Genomic DNA, 14,673 nt, shown 5'->3' with positions numbered 1-14,673 from the left:
GAATCAACATAAGCGAAGCGAGGGGAAGGTGAAGCTCACATGTCGGAATACATTTTGGAAATGCGGAACATTACGAAGGAGTTTCCCGGCGTCAAGGCGCTGAGCAACGTGAACCTTAAAATCCGGGAAGGCGAAATTCACTCCCTGTGCGGGGAGAACGGGGCGGGCAAATCGACGCTGATGAAGGTGCTGAGCGGGGTCTATCCGCACGGTACCTATGACGGAGAGATTTTATTCAAAGGGAAAACCTGCGAATTTAAAAATATCAAGCACAGCGAGGAGCTCGGCATCGTTATCATCCACCAGGAGCTCGCGCTGATCCCGTATCTGTCGATTGCGGAAAATATATTCCTCGGCAATGAACGGTCGAGCCGCGGCATCATGAACTGGAATGAAACGATCACGGGAGCGAAAGAGCTGCTGGACAAAGTCGGACTGAAGGAAAACCCGAACACGCCGGTGGGCAATATCGGGGTCGGCAAGCAGCAGCTGGTCGAAATTGCGAAAGCGCTCTCCAAAAAAGTCAAGCTGCTCATCTTGGATGAGCCGACCGCGGCCCTTAACGAGGACGACAGCGAAAACCTGCTCCAGCTGATGCTGGAATTCAAGCGGCAGGGCATCTCCTGCATTCTCATCTCCCACAAGCTGAATGAGGTGTCGAAAGTATCCGATTCGATCACGATTTTGCGGGACGGCCAAACGATCGAGACGCTTGACATGAAGGGCGGGGACGTGAACGAGGACCGGATTATCCGCGGCATGGTCGGACGGGACTTAACGAACCGTTATCCGGAGCGCACGCCGAAGATCGGCGATACGATTCTGGAGGTCAAGGACTGGACCGTGTACGACGAACAGCGGAGCGACCGCAAAATGCTGGATCAGATCAATCTTCATATCCGGCGCGGGGAGATCGTCGGCATTGCCGGGCTGATGGGGGCCGGGCGGACGGAGCTGGCGATGAGCATTTTCGGCAAAGCTTATGGACGCAACATTTCCGGGACGCTGATCAAGAACGGAAAGCCGATCCAGAACAACACGATCACGCAGGCGATCGACAACGGCTTTGCGTACGTGACAGAGGACCGCAAGCATTACGGACTGATCCTGATCGACGATATCAAGCGCAACATTTCGCTGACGGGCCTGCCCAAGCTGGCCAAGGGCACGGTGATCGACGATAAGCAGGAGGTTCTGGTGGCGGAGGAAATGCGGAAGAAGCTGAAGATTAAGACGCCGAACATTTTGCAGAAAACGGGGAATCTCAGTGGAGGCAACCAGCAGAAGGTGGTGCTGAGCAAATGGATTTTTTCCGAGCCGGATATCCTCATTCTCGATGAACCGACGCGCGGAATCGACGTGGGGGCCAAATACGAAATTTATACGATTATCAATCAGCTGGCCGATGAGGGCAAAGGCGTCCTCGTTATTTCTTCCGAGCTCCCGGAAATTCTAGGGATCTGCGACCGCATTTATGTGATGAACGCTGGCCGGATCACGGGCGAAGTGAGCCGGGAAGAAGCTTCGCAGGAGACGCTGATGAGATATATGACCAAGACTGGAGGGGCCAAGCATGGAAACGTTGGTTAAACTGTTTAAAAATAATATCCGGCAGTACGGGATGATCATCGCCCTTGTCGTCATCATGATTTTGTTCGAAATCATTACGGGCGGCCTGCTGCTCAAGCCGATTAACATTACCAATCTGATTTTGCAAAACAGCTACATTCTCGTTCTGGCGATCGGGATGGTGCTGGTCATTATTACCGGGCATATCGACCTGTCGGTCGGCTCGATCGCCGCGTTCGTCGGTGCGGTGGCCGCCATTATGATGGTTGACCTGCACTGGCATCCGGTTGTCGCCGTGATCGCCTCCCTCGTTGTCGGTGCGCTGATCGGCGCTTGGCAGGGCTTTTGGGTCGCTTATGTAAAAATCCCGGCGTTTATCGTTACGCTGGCCGGCATGCTGCTGTTCCGCGGTCTGACGATGATCGTGCTGAAGGGGCAGTCCATCGCGCCGTTTCCGAACGGATTTCAGAAGATCAGCTCCGGCTTCATTCCTGATTTCGGCAGTGCCGGAACGAATATCGTGGCGGTGCTGGCGGGTATTCTATTCACCGTCATCTATATCGTCAACGAGCTCCGCGACCGCAGAGCGCAAAAGAAATATAACTTTGAAGTGGTTTCCGGCGGACTGTTCATCCTGAAGCTCGTCGTCATTGCGGCGATCATCAACGCATTTACCTTTATGCTTGCGATCTACGCCGGGCTGCCGAACATTCTGATTCTGCTGCTGGTGCTCATTATCATCTACTCGTTCGTCATGAACAAAACCGTGATGGGACGCCATATTTACGCTCTCGGCGGCAACGAAAAAGCGGCGGACCTGTCCGGCGTGAAAACGAAAAAGGTGACGTTCTGGGTCTTCGTGAACATGGGCGTGCTGGCCGCCATCTCGGGCCTCATCTTTGCGGCACGCCTGAACGCGGCCACGCCTAGAGCCGGCACCAACTTTGAGCTGGACGCGATCGCCGCAAGCTTCATCGGCGGGGCATCGGCGACGGGCGGCATCGGAACGGTCTTCGGCGCCATTATCGGCGGCCTCGTCATGGGCGTGCTCAACAACGGGATGTCGCTCATCGGTCTGGGGGTCGACTGGCAGCAGGGGATTAAGGGTCTTGTCCTGTTGGCGGCCGTAGCCTTCGATATATATAATAAGAAGAAAGTGACTTTTCTGAAGTGATCGTTTTACTTTGACAACAGATCATTTTCCATTGAAATATAAGGCACTTGAAGATCAAGAGTCCGCAGTTTTTGCGGACTCTTGGTCTTTTTCTATATTTAATCTTGGATTATGTGTATATCCGGATACTTCGATAAGCGGTTTTCAAGCAGCTCGGATGACATATGCCGCAAATGCAGGTTGAAGAAAGCCGTAACATACGCTCGTTGGGCTGATACAGCCTGCGCCGGCTCCATCGTGCCGATGGCCTCCTGCACGACTGCGCTTGGCAAGCCTAGTTTCTCTTGGAGCTGAGGCAGTATCGCCGGGTAATCCGTGAATGTAAAATGCATGCCTTTCGGGGCGCTGACGTCCAGCTTCCAGCCGGTTGAGTGCGTCCACAACGACTTCCAATCCGGTCTGGTTACATGCGAATCGGCCCCTTGTTCTTGATAATAACCGGACCCCATCAGCATCAATGGGCGATCCAGGCCTTCCTCCGCGACAGGGAGCAGGGCATCCGGCAAGTAGCCGAGCGTTCCGTCCATCAGGATGCCTGCGTCGATACGGCGGTCATCATACATCGTCTGCAAGGCGGCGGCTCCTCCGGCGGAATGGCCGAAAATGCCGATATGCGACAGATCCATCGCCTTACCTAGCCCGTTAGGGAGCGGGCGCTGTGCTGCGTCGGGATTCCCGCCTGTCCGAAGGACCGCCAGCTGATCAAGGACAAACCGGATGTCCAGTTCCCTTACGGCCATAAGCTTCATGATGGTTTCTTCGCTTAGCTTCGGCAATGCCTGCACTTCCACCCTTCCGCCTGGAAATTCCACCTCGGATGCGTCGTACGTGTGGTCAATCGTGACGACGACATACCCTTGACTGGCGAGCTCCTCGGCTGCGATCGTGCCGGCCGTCCGGGGGACGCCGCTTCCCGGGGAGTATAACACGACGGGGTATCGGCCATGGGGATTTGCCACCGGGGCAGCGAGCATACCATGCGTCCTGACTTGTTCCCACTGGATGGCCCCAGGACTTATACCGGCAGGGATCAGGGTGGATTTTTCGTAATGGGCGGCCGCCCCGGGCTGCATATAAGGAGCGAGAGCGGAACTGGTGGTCTTTTGCCGGGCTGGATACCAGATGCTGATCATAAGTTCTCGCGTTTTTCCGGTCACCCAAGGATCGGGTCTGCCCCTGTCGATCAGATGCATCTCCGTTGTGCCCACCGAATATGCTCCGGTGGTTCCGGTAAGCTGAATACGATCGGGGCTGTTTGAGGCGGAGAGGAAGCGGGAACCGCCGATTCGGCATACGATGTGGGGATCAAGGACGTCAATCCGCCAGCCAGGAGGATACCTAGGGTGAGGCGCAGGACAAGCCTCCCTCTTTGCGCCGAGCAGCCTCTTCGGGCTTGCTTTCGATAAGCATACGTTTAGAACCTCCAATTATGGAATAAGTCTTGCCTATCCCATTCTACAAAAGCGAACATGAATCGCGGCTTACAAAGCGCACGGCCAACCTTACGCTTTTGTCACGGTGTGCTTGTCATTTGCCCGCAGAACATAAAAAACACCCCCTAGGATCAGACAGTCCATCCTAAGGGGTTCCAACATTAAATTTACGGGGTGTAATGAATCAGGGACGGTACGGTTACGTTATTGCAGAATAAACATTTTCTGTATACTTTGAAATGGCTTCGTCGTAATCGGGATACGAATATCCGAGACGGCTAGACACCGTTTTGGAATATTTTCTGAAAAGCTCATAACAAGTGAATAAAGACCTCCACATGTGCTCGTACCCGTTCTCCGCGTAAGTTGACATCAGAGTTTCCCAATCTTCAACGGGAAGGTAACGGTCGATAAATTTATAATTTTTTCCTACGCTAAAGGTAAACCCGTGCTCCGAGCCAATTTGCCAGGCCATCATTCTCAATAAATTGGGCCGGGCGATCTCGTTCAAGTGGTCGATGGCAAACAGGATTTCTTTTCGGGCCAATCCCTTGACTACGTAAGTTGATCCCATCCAGAACTCATTGCAGCAATCGTCGAACTCCCTGGCCGTAGGCTTCTTAATCCAATACTGGCGGTCATCCGCGATCACTTTATTTGTAATGAGAGCATCCTTATCCAGCAACACTTCGACCAAACCGTCGCTTTCGGTGAAATAGTTCTCCACCTCATTGAATGGAATCAGGGTCAAGTCGACTTTATTGCCGTCTTCCAGGTGAATTAGATAGGAAAACCAATTGCCCAGTTCCGGCGGAAACAGCTCCATATCCTCAGGTTTTTGCATCATGATACGCTTCCCTAAAAAGTCGAGCCACCCGTCATGCTCCTTGAACGAATCCATCTCGGTTACAAAATAAGAAATGTCGTAATCCTGGAATGCATCCGAAGGGATATTTGTGTTGGTGCGCGATCCTTCCAGGGTCACCAATCGAACCCGGTCATCGTGTTTTGCATAATCCAAAAGCAGCTTCATCATTTCTTGCTCACTTCGCATTTTGCCCTCAACCTCCCTATATTCTAGTTCTGCATTGTCATCCTTGAAGGAAGGCGGTCCGCGAATCCGAAGGGAACAGCGCTCTCGGCCTGAGGCACGTTATAACTTATCCAGCCGCTTTTCCATAAGTCATGGCCCTCCGTTTCTTGAACGATAATGTTTTATTTTACCATATATAAAAGGCATGCCCCAGCAATAAAACATAACGTTTGCACTTCGGGAGGCGTTTATAATCATAGACGAATCGAAGGAGGCGGGAGAATGGCCTTACTACGAGACAGTTTGCAGCGAGAAGAGCTAAAGGAGCAGTATGATCGTCTTTGGATCGAATTTCAGCATTTGGAGGATCGAAAAGTAGAGGCCCTTTTAAACGAAGTAGAGTTCAAGCTGTTATCAAGGAAAGAGAAGCTGTTTGACATGCTGCAGCCTTTTAGAACGCACACGATTTGGGTGATTCCGGTCAGTGTCATTTCCGTTATGGTCACGTTGTATACCTTGTTTATCTGGGCTGCATTATGGGTTGAATAATCTGGAAGGAAGTGAACGGATGTTTTACCGCAGAAAATTTTACATTGTGAAAAATGAATTCGTGGACGTTTTCAACCGTCATTTTAATGAAACCAATTTACCGAATCAAATGAAGCACGGCACTCGCCTGATCGGAAGATGGATGGTGCCTCGTGATGAATTCACAACCGAAATTTTTGCGATTTGGGAATATGACAGCCGCGATCAGTATGAGGAAATTGAGGCTAAAATAAGAAGCGACAAGGAACATGTACAGCGGATACAGAACTGGTACGAACAGCATGGCGGAAGGGACCGCGTGTATAAGGAGTATCTATTAGAGGTCCGAAATGAAGAGCTGTTATCTACGGTTGAACATGACGGATTGGCGGATTCGGAATCGGCCGGGCGGCAGCAGAAAAGAGCGACATGAGGAAAGTTCCATTAACGATGGCATCGATGTTGTTATTCGGTTTCCTGCTCGCCTGTAATCAAAGCGACGATCTACCGGATAACGCTTTATCCACTGAGATTTCATCGACGGATGACAACCCTGGCGAAGGTATGCAGCAGCCATCCTCTTCTTCTCCGGGCACTTCGGTTGAACGGGTCAGCCGGTTTCCGGAATCGTTCCTTTCGGGATCGGTTGTGCTTGACGCGGCTTCGGATACGCGAGTGGTTCGTGCAGAAATCGAGACCCGGCAAGGGACTCTTCTCATGATTTCCCAAGGAAGGGAGGAACGGGGGCATTTAGCGGTTCCGAGCAATTACGGACGGGAAGGGGACATGACGTTTCAGGCCGACTATTCCATCGTTTACAGGCAAGCCGGGAAGGAAGATACTCTGTTATTGGACCTGCCTGCCTTTTTATTTGCAAGACCCAATGACGAGAAGGTTCCTTTCGAGCAGGTACGTTTCCAAGACGCGGATGTTTACTTTCTTGCGCCTCAGTATAAATCGGGTCATGGAATGGAGGCGTACGTGTTTGCGATCGACCGCCGCAGCGGCGAGGCCACAGCTTTAAAAGTCATGCAAAAGGGGCATGCTGGCGGCAAGCTTGTGTATTCGGAAATAGAGCCTTCTCCGCACATTGAAAACGACCGCTTGGTGGTCCATCCCGCGATCGGAGCCGGGACTCCCGAAGAAGACACCCGCGATGTGTTATACCGGTTGGATTTGGCCAATAAGCGGTTAGTAGCCATCGATAATAAAAATTAATTATAACTATGCTGTACATTGCCGCCCCCTTCCCGAGGTGATACGCTGAAAATGTTAAATCCAGGAAGGCGGTGCTTCCATTGGTAAGAGTATGAGGTTGCAGACAACAGAATACAAATATTCGATCCATGGAGGCTATAGGATGCCAAACGTAGAGCAAATAACGAAGCGGCTGGACCAGCTGCTGAATGATTATATCGCGCAGGATGGCGCGGCGGCGGGCATGGCTGTAGGAATCGTGTACAATCGCGAGCCTGTCTACGCCAAAGGATTTGGTGTGAAAAGTAAAGAGACCGGAGCCCCGGTGGATGAGAACACGCTGTTTCACATGGCCTCAATTTCCAAAACCTATGTGGCTACGGCGGTTATGCAGCTCGTGGAACGCGGACAAATCAAGCTGGATGAGAAAGTGACGGCGTACCTGCCTTACTTCAGACTGGAGGACGTGCGTTATCGGGATATCACGATCAGGCACATGCTCACCCATACCTCCGGCATGCCGGATGAAGATGATTATGAATGGGATCGGCCTCAGTTGGATGCAGGAGCGCTGGAGCGTTACGTTCGCAGCGTATCGAACCGAGAGCTGTTATGGGAACCCGGCCAGGGAAAATATGCTTACAGCAACATAGCCTTTGAGATTCTCGGTGATGTCATCGCGAAGGTCTCGGGGGTTTCCTTTGAACAGTACATGCAGGAGCATATTTTGGATGTGCTTGGCATGGCAACGAGCACCTATACGATGCCGGATGCAGACCAGGGCCTGCTTGCCGCCCCGCACATCATGGGGATGGGTTCCTCCTTTGGAGCCAAGGTCAGCCGCGTTTATCCGTATAACCGGGCGCATGGGCCGAGCTCCACCTTGCTGACGAGTGCGGCGGAATCGTGCAGCTACGCGGCGGCTTACTTAAACGGGGGAAAATGGGGCACCGCACCTGTTCTGCAGCCGTCCAGCATTGGGGAGCTGTGGCAAAGCCATGCGCCGGCTGAAGATTTCGGTTATTACCGGAACATTGGCCTGGGCTGGTTCATGGGACCGTATAAGGGGCTGGAAGCGAAAGCGCATGGCGGATCGGACACGGGATTTCGTTCCAATCTGGTCGTCTTGCCCGAACCGGGTATCGCGGTAACTCTCATGTTCAATACCGATTACCTTGGACTCCATCAGGTCAACAACGCAATCTTGGATGTGCTGCTTGGGGAGCAGGTCGAAGTGATTCCGCGTTCGCTGACGATGCATACAGCCGGCATATTGGCCACGGAAGGAATAGACTCGGCCCTGAGTGTATACAAGGCGGGCAGCGAGCAGCGCTCCAAGCTCGGTTATGTACCGTACGAGTTCGACTTCGGCTTCCTGGGCATTGCCGGCAGGCTGCTGCGGGGCGGGGAACCGCTAAGTGCCGCGGCCATCGTTGATTTGGCGTTAGCGCTGGATCCGGACGATGAAGAGCTGCGTTTGATGAAGGATCAGCTTGCCGATTCTATTGCGCGATCCTGATCGTCAGCGCGGCCGAGGCCGCCATCATGTTTTGAACACAAGCCGGTGAAACAGGAACACAGCGGCGGCCGAAATCACGAGAGAGATCAACCATACCGTTATTTTTTGCGGTGTAATCCACGGCCGGCCGGCCCCGAATTCAACTGTGGACGGCAGGGGTTCCGCACCGTTTGGATCATAGGCGGCTATCATGTTCGCCGTATTTTTTTGGGTCGTATACATGCCGAGGCCTGTCTGGATGCCGGTTTGGATCAGAACAAAACAAACGGCAAAGATGATAGGTAAAGCGATGTACTTTAGCATAGATTGGTGAAATCCTCCGAATCTATTTTTGTTAAATGTTACCACAATGTAATGAGGATTGTCTCTAGTTCGATAAGCCTTTAACAAGCGAAAATCTGCTGAACCTGTGAAACCCCGCGGGAGCAGTGGATAAAAAGATCCTGGCAATCATGCCAAGGATCTTTTTAGTGCTTATGCCGGCAATACGGCGGCCGTTCGGGGGTAAAGCTGATGGGTTCGATTTTTTTCATAGATTCCGTGTGCCACAGAGCTCGTCTACGATTATAATAGTTTCAAGATTGGCGGCTTGCAGCCGTCGCTGACGTTAACCTTTCGTAAATGGAGAGTTGTCATGATCCCAAAAATCTTTGCCTTGATGCTGATTTGCGCCCTTTGGTTACCGGCAAACTCGGGTGTAGTTCTAGCTTCGGGTTTATCTTCCTGGGAAGGGGCGATACTTACGAAACATCCCCCCATATCCGTCGTCACAAGTCCAGCTGTATCCCCTAAGCTTTCGGATGAGGAAGCGAAGCGGCTAAGGGAGGCCTACGGTCTCGAGCAGCCCGGAACGGAGCCACGGCAGAGCATCGGCGATTTCGGCGCCAGCTTCCGTATTCAAGAGCTGCTGGCATGGGCATGCATTTTATTCCTGTCCTGGGCACCGCTGTGATGCAGATTACAGAACCTGATCCGGCCCTGTGCTATGATGGGTTCGGTTAAGTTAGTGATTATTTTCACAAAAATAGACAGGGGAGATTGGACATGGCTCTGGCTCATCTATCGCTGATAGGCATTTTGCTGCGGTTCCTTCTGGGAGGCGCAGCCGTGGTGGCGGCATCGCTTATTGCCAAACGCGCGGGAGGAGCTGTCGGCGGCATTTTTGCCGCGTTTCCCGCCGTTTTTCTGGCGGCGCTGCTGACGATGAGGTTCGATTACGGTTCCCGTGAACTGGTCGCCCATTCCATCGATCTGTCCCAAGGCGCTTTGATCGGAATGGCGATTAATGTGGCGTGCGCCGCGGCGGCAGGCTACTTGTGCACCAGCAAAGGATGGAAGAAGGGGCTGACCTTGTCCGTAGGCGGCTGGCTGCTCGTTTCGTTCACGATATCCTATGTGCTGTTCAGCTTGTAAAGGGGGAAACAGGAAATGAAATTACGGGAGCTGCTGCTTCGGTTCGTGTTGGGTGGCCTGGCGGTCGTATTGAGCTATATGGCGTCGGTCCTGCTGCCCTGGAAGGCGCTTGGCGGTATTTTTGCGGCGTTTCCCGCGGTGATGGTCGTCGCCGTGCTGATGGTCGGCCTCAGCCAGGGCTCGGAAAAGGCGGCCGCGGTGGCCAGAGGTTCGGTATACGGGATGACCGGCTGCGCTGTCTGCGTCGTGACGGTCTGGTATGCCCTGAAAATAACCGGTGCCTGGTGGCCCAGCCTGATGCTGGGACTTATAGGCTGGTTTGCCGGCTCGTTTGCGCTGCTGAAAGTGAAGGAGAAAGTGCAAAAAATCCAGCACATGCACCGGCTGCCGCGAAAACAGACCAAGCACGTGTAAATGGCCGACTTGCGTCATGGATCAGTCATGCGCAGGGACGCATGACGTTTCCGTGTTGGTGTGATATTTTTCACAGCGCAGGGTGCCCAGCCGTTTTACAATATAGTCATGCAAGAGTCCTTTCCCGTTGAAGGAGGCAGATCCCATGGCTACACACATTCATGGCAAACATTTTGAAGTGACACCGGCACTCCAGGCGTATGCCGAGCAGAAGATCGGTTCGGCCCAATCCTGGTTTGACGAGACGGTGACCATTCACGTCACCCTGCTGCTGCAGGCCCGGAAACAGGAGCATGTCGTTGAAGCAACCATTCCCTATCACGGCATGGTCTTTCGGGTCGAAGTGAAGGATGCGGACATGTATGCCGCCATTGACCAGGCCGCGGATAAGCTGGACCGCAAGCTCCGCAAGTACAAGGAGCGGGCGCGCCGCAAGCTGCGCAGCCAAGGCCGCGCGGTCGGCCCCGGCATTCAGGACGGCGGACAGCCGGAACCGGAAGCGCCGGAGGAAGCCTTTGTCATTGCAAAAGAAAAGCGGCTCGTGATGAAGCCGGTGGATCTGCAGGAGGCCGTGCTGCAGATGAATTTGCTGGACCACAGCTTCCATCTGTTCTTGAACCGGGATACCAACCGTGAGGAAGTCGTTTACCGCAGGGCGGACGGCACTTACGGGCACCTCTTTGCTGATTAAGCCAGGTTTGTTGTCTTCAAGTCTTGATGACTCCTAACTGCTATTCCTTTGCGCCGAATGGAGAGCCATAGCTCCATTCGGTATTTTTTTGTTTAGACGATAGAATTTCGCAAAAAGCGCCTAAGCACTGCATTTTTCGGACCTTAAAAAATTTATAGATCGATGTGAGTAATGTCATAGTTAGCCCCCCTGGGGTTCCAGTAGGATGAACTCATCAAGGAGATGAGGGACCGGCAAAGGTCTCCAAGGAGGAGAAAACGATGGCTGTTAAAGAAAGCAAGCTGGAAACAAAGAACTCCGCCCATGAAGAAGTGAACCGATTGGTTGCCCGCGCCAGGAAGGCGCAGGAAGCGTACCTGAACATGAATCAAGAGGAAATTGACGAAATCGTACAGGCGATGGCGCTGGCCGGTTTGGACCGGCACATGCCGCTCGCGAAGATGGCGGTCGAGGAGACCGGCCGGGGCGTCTACGAGGACAAAATCACCAAGAATATATTCGCGACGGAATACATCTATCACAGCATCAAGCATGACAAGACGGTCGGCGTTATCGAGGAGAACGCGTTTGAGAGCTACAAGAAGGTCGCCGAGCCGGTCGGCATCATCGCCGGCGTTACCCCGGTGACGAACCCGACGTCCACGACCATGTTCAAGACGCTGATCGCAACGAAGACGCGCAATCCGATCATCTTTGCCTTCCACCCTTCCGCCCAAAAGTGCAGCGCAGAAGCGGCCCGCACGCTGCGTGACGCCGGAATCGCGGCCGGCGCGCCGGAGCACTGCGTGCAGTGGATTGAAACGCCGTCCCTGGAAGCGACGCAGCTGCTGATGAACCACCCCGACGTGGCGCTCGTGCTGGCAACCGGAGGCTCGGCGATGGTGAAATCCGCATACAGCACGGGCAAACCTGCGCTTGGCGTCGGACCGGGCAACGTTCCCTGCTTCATTGAGCAGTCTGCGGATTTAAAGCAGGCCGTCACCGACTTGATTCTCTCAAAGACGTTCGACAACGGCATGATCTGCGCTTCCGAGCAGGCCGTCATTATCGAGGAGCCGGTGTACGACCAGGTCCGGAAGCTGATGAAGGACAGCGGCTGCTACTTCCTGAACAAGGCTGAAACCGAGGCCGTGTCCAAGCTGGTCATCAACAGCGAGAAGTGCGCGGTAAACGGGGTCATCGTCGGCCAGCCGGCGGTAAAAATCGCTGAAATGTCCGGCATTCAGGTGCCGCAGGATACCAAGATCCTCGTGGCCGAGCTGGCGGGCGTCGGTCCGGCCTACCCGCTGTCCGCAGAGAAGCTGAGCCCGGTGCTTGCCTGCTATAAGGTCAAGACGGCGGCGCAGGGCATCGAGCGCGCGGCCGAAGTGGTCCAATTCGGCGGCATGGGACACTCGTCCGTCATCCATTCGAACGATGACGCCGTCATCCAGGCGTTCGCCAACCGCCTGCAGACCGGGCGCGTAATCGTCAACTCGCCTTCGACGCACGGGGCGATCGGCGACATCTACAACACGAACCTGCCGTCCCTGACGCTCGGCTGCGGTTCGTACGGACACAACTCGACGACGTCCAACGTCACGTCGGTGAACCTGATCAACGTGAAACGCGTGGCCTACCGGACGGTCAACATGCAGTGGTTCAAGGTTCCGCCGAAGGTCTATTTTGAGAAGGGCGCGACGCAGTACCTTGAGAAAATGCCGAACATTTCCCGTGTGCTGGTCGTCACCGACGAGATGATGGTCAAGCTGGGATACGTCGAGAAGGTGGAGTACTACCTGCGCAAACGCGTCAATCCGGTAGCGATCGAAGTGTTCTCCGACGTGGAGCCAGATCCGTCCGTCGAGACGGTAGAGCGCGGCACGAGACTGATGGAGAGCTTTAAGCCCGACTGCATTATCGCACTTGGCGGCGGCTCCCCGATGGATGCGGCCAAGGCGATGTGGCTCTTCTACGAATATCCGGACACCAGCTTCCACTCGCTGAAGCAGAAGTTCATGGATATCCGCAAGCGGGTCTATAAGTATCCGCGGCTTGGCGAAAAGGCACAGTTTGTCGCGATCCCGACCACTTCGGGCACCGGCTCGGAAGTGACTTCTTTTGCGGTCATCACGGACAAGAAGGAAGGGAATACGAAGTATCCGCTCGCCGATTACGAGCTGACGCCGGACGTGGCGATCATCGACCCGGAATTCGTGTACACCCTGCCGAAAACGGCGGTGGCCGACACCGGTATGGATGTCCTCACGCATGCCATCGAGGCGTACGTTTCCGTCATGGCGAGCGATTACACCGACGGGCTTGCGCTTCATGCGATCCGGCTGGTGTTTGAAAATCTGGAAAAGTCCTTCCACACGGCGGATCCGCTGGCCAGGGAGAAGATGCATAACGCGTCGACGATTGCCGGCATGGCGTTTGCCAACGCCTTCCTCGGCATCAACCACAGCCTGGCCCACAAGTGGGGCGGCCAGTACCATACGGCCCACGGGCGGACGAATGCGATCCTGATGCCGCATGTCATCCGGTACAATGCGCAGAAACCGACGAAGTTCGCGTCCTTCCCGAAATACAACCATTTCGTGGCCGACCTTCGCTATGCGGAAATCGCCCGTATGCTTGGCCTGCCGTCCCGGAATACGGAGGAAGGCGTCAACAGCCTGATCGAGGCGGTGCGCAAGTTGAACCAATCGCTGGGCATTCCGGAGAAATTCCAGGATCTCGGCTTTGACCCGGCCGATTTCGAGGCAAAAGTGGATTATTTGGCCGACCGTGCGTTCGAAGACCAGTGCACGACGGCCAACCCGCGGATGCCGCTGGTCAGTGAACTGGCGGACGTTTACCGGAACGCCTTCTACGGCAAATTCTAGGAGCTGCACCGCATGATCCAGCCGGCTGCCGACCGAAAGCGTCGGCAGCCTTCTTGTCTCAGAATCGTGATGTGCGTTGATGGCAGTGGAAAGGAGTGATTCATATGCTGTCCGGCGTTATTTTGGCAGGCGGCAATCATGGTTCTACGAAAGGCGCACCTACCCTATTCCGGATGATTCAAGGAGAAACGCTGCTGCAGCGGCAGATCCGTGAAATGCGGAAGTGCTGCGGCGAGATTACGATCGTGACGGACGATCCCCGGCCGCTGCTTCGCCAGGTGGACCGGGATATCCGGATCATTACGGATTATTATGTCGGAAAAGGAATGCTTGGCGGCATGCACGCGGGCCTCTCCCTGTCTAAACACCGGGCCGTGTGGATTATCGGCTGCCACATGCCGTATCCCTCGGCCGACGCCGCTGAGCTGATGGCGCTGAGGCTGGAGGACGGGCTCGACGCCGTCCTGCCGATGATCGGCGGCAGGCTCCATCCGCTTCACGGTATTTATGATCGCTCCTGCGCCGTGTATTTTGGGCAGTTTCTGGAGAGCGGCCATACGGAAGCTGATGGTCTGGTTCGCCAGCTTCGTTATCTGACGGTTGCGGAAACGGATTTCGGGTATCAAGGCATGGACGGCGGCTTTGTTCGCACACTCGAAGATGCTTGGGGAGATGCGCTGACCGAATTTTTGGCTGACGAAGGGAAAGCATCTAGATCGTTCAAATAAAAATAACGGCAGCGAAGATGGTGAGAAAAGTAAAAAGAGTGAGAAAAATCACTGTCTTTAACCTGTGAAAAAAGTAACATGAAAGCATAGAAAACGGAGGTGCTTGA

Annotated in this window: 15 protein-coding genes; 12 read left to right on the top strand and 3 right to left on the bottom strand. The window is 54.1% G+C overall.

Annotation, left to right across the window (positions count from 1 at the left end; translation table 11 throughout):
- Positions 1-39 precede the first annotated feature (39 nt).
- Positions 40-1,590, top strand: a complete 1,551-nt coding sequence (mmsA, locus tag K2F33_RS30315; protein ID WP_263880382.1) for a multiple monosaccharide ABC transporter ATP-binding protein — start codon at positions 40-42, stop codon at positions 1,588-1,590.
- Positions 1,574-2,743, top strand: coding sequence for a multiple monosaccharide ABC transporter permease (mmsB, locus tag K2F33_RS30310; RefSeq protein WP_089546345.1), 1,170 nt, complete (start codon positions 1,574-1,576; stop codon positions 2,741-2,743). Before mmsA ends, mmsB begins: the two co-directional genes overlap by 17 nt.
- A 98-nt stretch (positions 2,744-2,841) precedes the next feature.
- Here the strand turns inward: mmsB and K2F33_RS30305 are convergent, their stop codons facing one another.
- Positions 2,842-4,170, bottom strand: coding sequence for an alpha/beta hydrolase family protein (locus tag K2F33_RS30305; RefSeq protein WP_263880381.1), 1,329 nt, complete (start codon positions 4,168-4,170; stop codon positions 2,842-2,844).
- A gap of 205 nt (positions 4,171-4,375) precedes the next feature.
- Positions 4,376-5,230 (bottom strand): aminoglycoside 6-adenylyltransferase, encoded by an 855-nt coding sequence (gene ant(6) / locus K2F33_RS30300; RefSeq protein WP_263880380.1) that lies wholly within the window; start codon positions 5,228-5,230, stop codon positions 4,376-4,378.
- A gap of 261 nt (positions 5,231-5,491) precedes the next feature.
- On the opposite strand from ant(6), the gene K2F33_RS30295 reads away from it, so the two are divergent.
- The 4 genes from K2F33_RS30295 (at position 5,492) to K2F33_RS30280 (ending at position 8,453) form a co-directional block, all read left to right on the top strand.
- Positions 5,492-5,758 (top strand): hypothetical protein, encoded by a 267-nt coding sequence (locus K2F33_RS30295; protein ID WP_263880379.1) that lies wholly within the window; start codon positions 5,492-5,494, stop codon positions 5,756-5,758.
- Positions 5,759-5,777: 19 nt separating this feature from the next.
- Positions 5,778-6,170, top strand: a complete 393-nt coding sequence (locus K2F33_RS30290; RefSeq protein ID WP_263880378.1) for an NIPSNAP family protein — start codon at positions 5,778-5,780, stop codon at positions 6,168-6,170.
- Positions 6,171-6,187: 17 nt separating this feature from the next.
- The gene (locus K2F33_RS30285; protein ID WP_263880377.1) at positions 6,188-6,955 is read left to right on the top strand and encodes a hypothetical protein; all 768 of its coding nucleotides are present in this window, start codon (positions 6,188-6,190) and stop codon (positions 6,953-6,955) included.
- A gap of 142 nt (positions 6,956-7,097) precedes the next feature.
- A complete protein-coding gene (locus K2F33_RS30280) occupies positions 7,098-8,453 on the top strand; it encodes a serine hydrolase domain-containing protein (RefSeq protein ID WP_263880376.1) in 1,356 nt (451 codons plus the stop codon).
- 24 nt (positions 8,454-8,477) lie between these two features.
- Here the strand turns inward: K2F33_RS30280 and K2F33_RS30275 are convergent, their stop codons facing one another.
- Positions 8,478-8,756 (bottom strand): hypothetical protein, encoded by a 279-nt coding sequence (locus tag K2F33_RS30275; protein ID WP_263880375.1) that lies wholly within the window; start codon positions 8,754-8,756, stop codon positions 8,478-8,480.
- A gap of 331 nt (positions 8,757-9,087) precedes the next feature.
- On the opposite strand from K2F33_RS30275, the gene K2F33_RS30270 reads away from it, so the two are divergent.
- The 6 genes from K2F33_RS30270 to K2F33_RS30245 all read left to right on the top strand — a co-directional run bounded on the left by K2F33_RS30270 (position 9,088) and on the right by K2F33_RS30245 (position 14,566).
- Positions 9,088-9,405 (top strand): hypothetical protein, encoded by a 318-nt coding sequence (locus tag K2F33_RS30270; protein WP_263880374.1) that lies wholly within the window; start codon positions 9,088-9,090, stop codon positions 9,403-9,405.
- 98 nt (positions 9,406-9,503) lie between these two features.
- The gene (locus K2F33_RS30265) at positions 9,504-9,866 is read left to right on the top strand and encodes a DUF3147 family protein (protein ID WP_089550108.1); all 363 of its coding nucleotides are present in this window, start codon (positions 9,504-9,506) and stop codon (positions 9,864-9,866) included.
- Positions 9,867-9,881: 15 nt separating this feature from the next.
- A complete protein-coding gene (locus K2F33_RS30260) occupies positions 9,882-10,280 on the top strand; it encodes a DUF3147 family protein (protein ID WP_145156570.1) in 399 nt (132 codons plus the stop codon).
- A gap of 145 nt (positions 10,281-10,425) precedes the next feature.
- Entirely contained in the window at positions 10,426-10,971 is a 546-nt protein-coding gene (gene hpf, locus K2F33_RS30255; protein WP_263880373.1) for a ribosome hibernation-promoting factor, HPF/YfiA family, read from the top strand.
- A 260-nt stretch (positions 10,972-11,231) separates the two neighbouring features.
- Positions 11,232-13,838 carry a bifunctional acetaldehyde-CoA/alcohol dehydrogenase gene (adhE, locus tag K2F33_RS30250; protein ID WP_263880372.1) on the top strand — a complete coding sequence of 869 codons (2,607 nt, stop codon included), beginning with the start codon at positions 11,232-11,234 and terminating at the stop codon, positions 13,836-13,838.
- A 104-nt stretch (positions 13,839-13,942) separates the two neighbouring features.
- Entirely contained in the window at positions 13,943-14,566 is a 624-nt protein-coding gene (locus K2F33_RS30245) for a molybdenum cofactor guanylyltransferase (protein ID WP_089546353.1), read from the top strand.
- The last annotated feature ends 107 nt before the right edge of the window (positions 14,567-14,673 follow it).

The organism is Paenibacillus sp. PSB04 (genome assembly GCF_025809195.1).
GTDB lineage: Bacteria > Bacillota > Bacilli > Paenibacillales > Paenibacillaceae > Paenibacillus_AQ > Paenibacillus_AQ favisporus.
This window is presented reverse-complemented; position numbering and strand designations above follow the sequence as displayed.

Coding starts and splice junctions, on each gene's coding strand:
- mmsB (WP_089546345.1), top strand. CDS start 1,574: ATGGAAACGTTGGTTAAACTGTTTAAAAATAATATCCGGCAGTACGGG.
- hpf (WP_263880373.1), top strand. CDS start 10,426: ATGGCTACACACATTCATGGCAAACATTTTGAAGTGACACCGGCACTC.
- K2F33_RS30280 (WP_263880376.1), top strand. CDS start 7,098: ATGCCAAACGTAGAGCAAATAACGAAGCGGCTGGACCAGCTGCTGAAT.
- K2F33_RS30295 (WP_263880379.1), top strand. CDS start 5,492: ATGGCCTTACTACGAGACAGTTTGCAGCGAGAAGAGCTAAAGGAGCAG.
- K2F33_RS30275 (WP_263880375.1), bottom strand. CDS start 8,756: ATGCTAAAGTACATCGCTTTACCTATCATCTTTGCCGTTTGTTTTGTT.
- K2F33_RS30290 (WP_263880378.1), top strand. CDS start 5,778: ATGTTTTACCGCAGAAAATTTTACATTGTGAAAAATGAATTCGTGGAC.
- K2F33_RS30285 (WP_263880377.1), top strand. CDS start 6,188: ATGGCATCGATGTTGTTATTCGGTTTCCTGCTCGCCTGTAATCAAAGC.
- K2F33_RS30260 (WP_145156570.1), top strand. CDS start 9,882: ATGAAATTACGGGAGCTGCTGCTTCGGTTCGTGTTGGGTGGCCTGGCG.
- adhE (WP_263880372.1), top strand. CDS start 11,232: ATGGCTGTTAAAGAAAGCAAGCTGGAAACAAAGAACTCCGCCCATGAA.
- K2F33_RS30245 (WP_089546353.1), top strand. CDS start 13,943: ATGCTGTCCGGCGTTATTTTGGCAGGCGGCAATCATGGTTCTACGAAA.
- K2F33_RS30270 (WP_263880374.1), top strand. CDS start 9,088: ATGATCCCAAAAATCTTTGCCTTGATGCTGATTTGCGCCCTTTGGTTA.
- mmsA (WP_263880382.1), top strand. CDS start 40: ATGTCGGAATACATTTTGGAAATGCGGAACATTACGAAGGAGTTTCCC.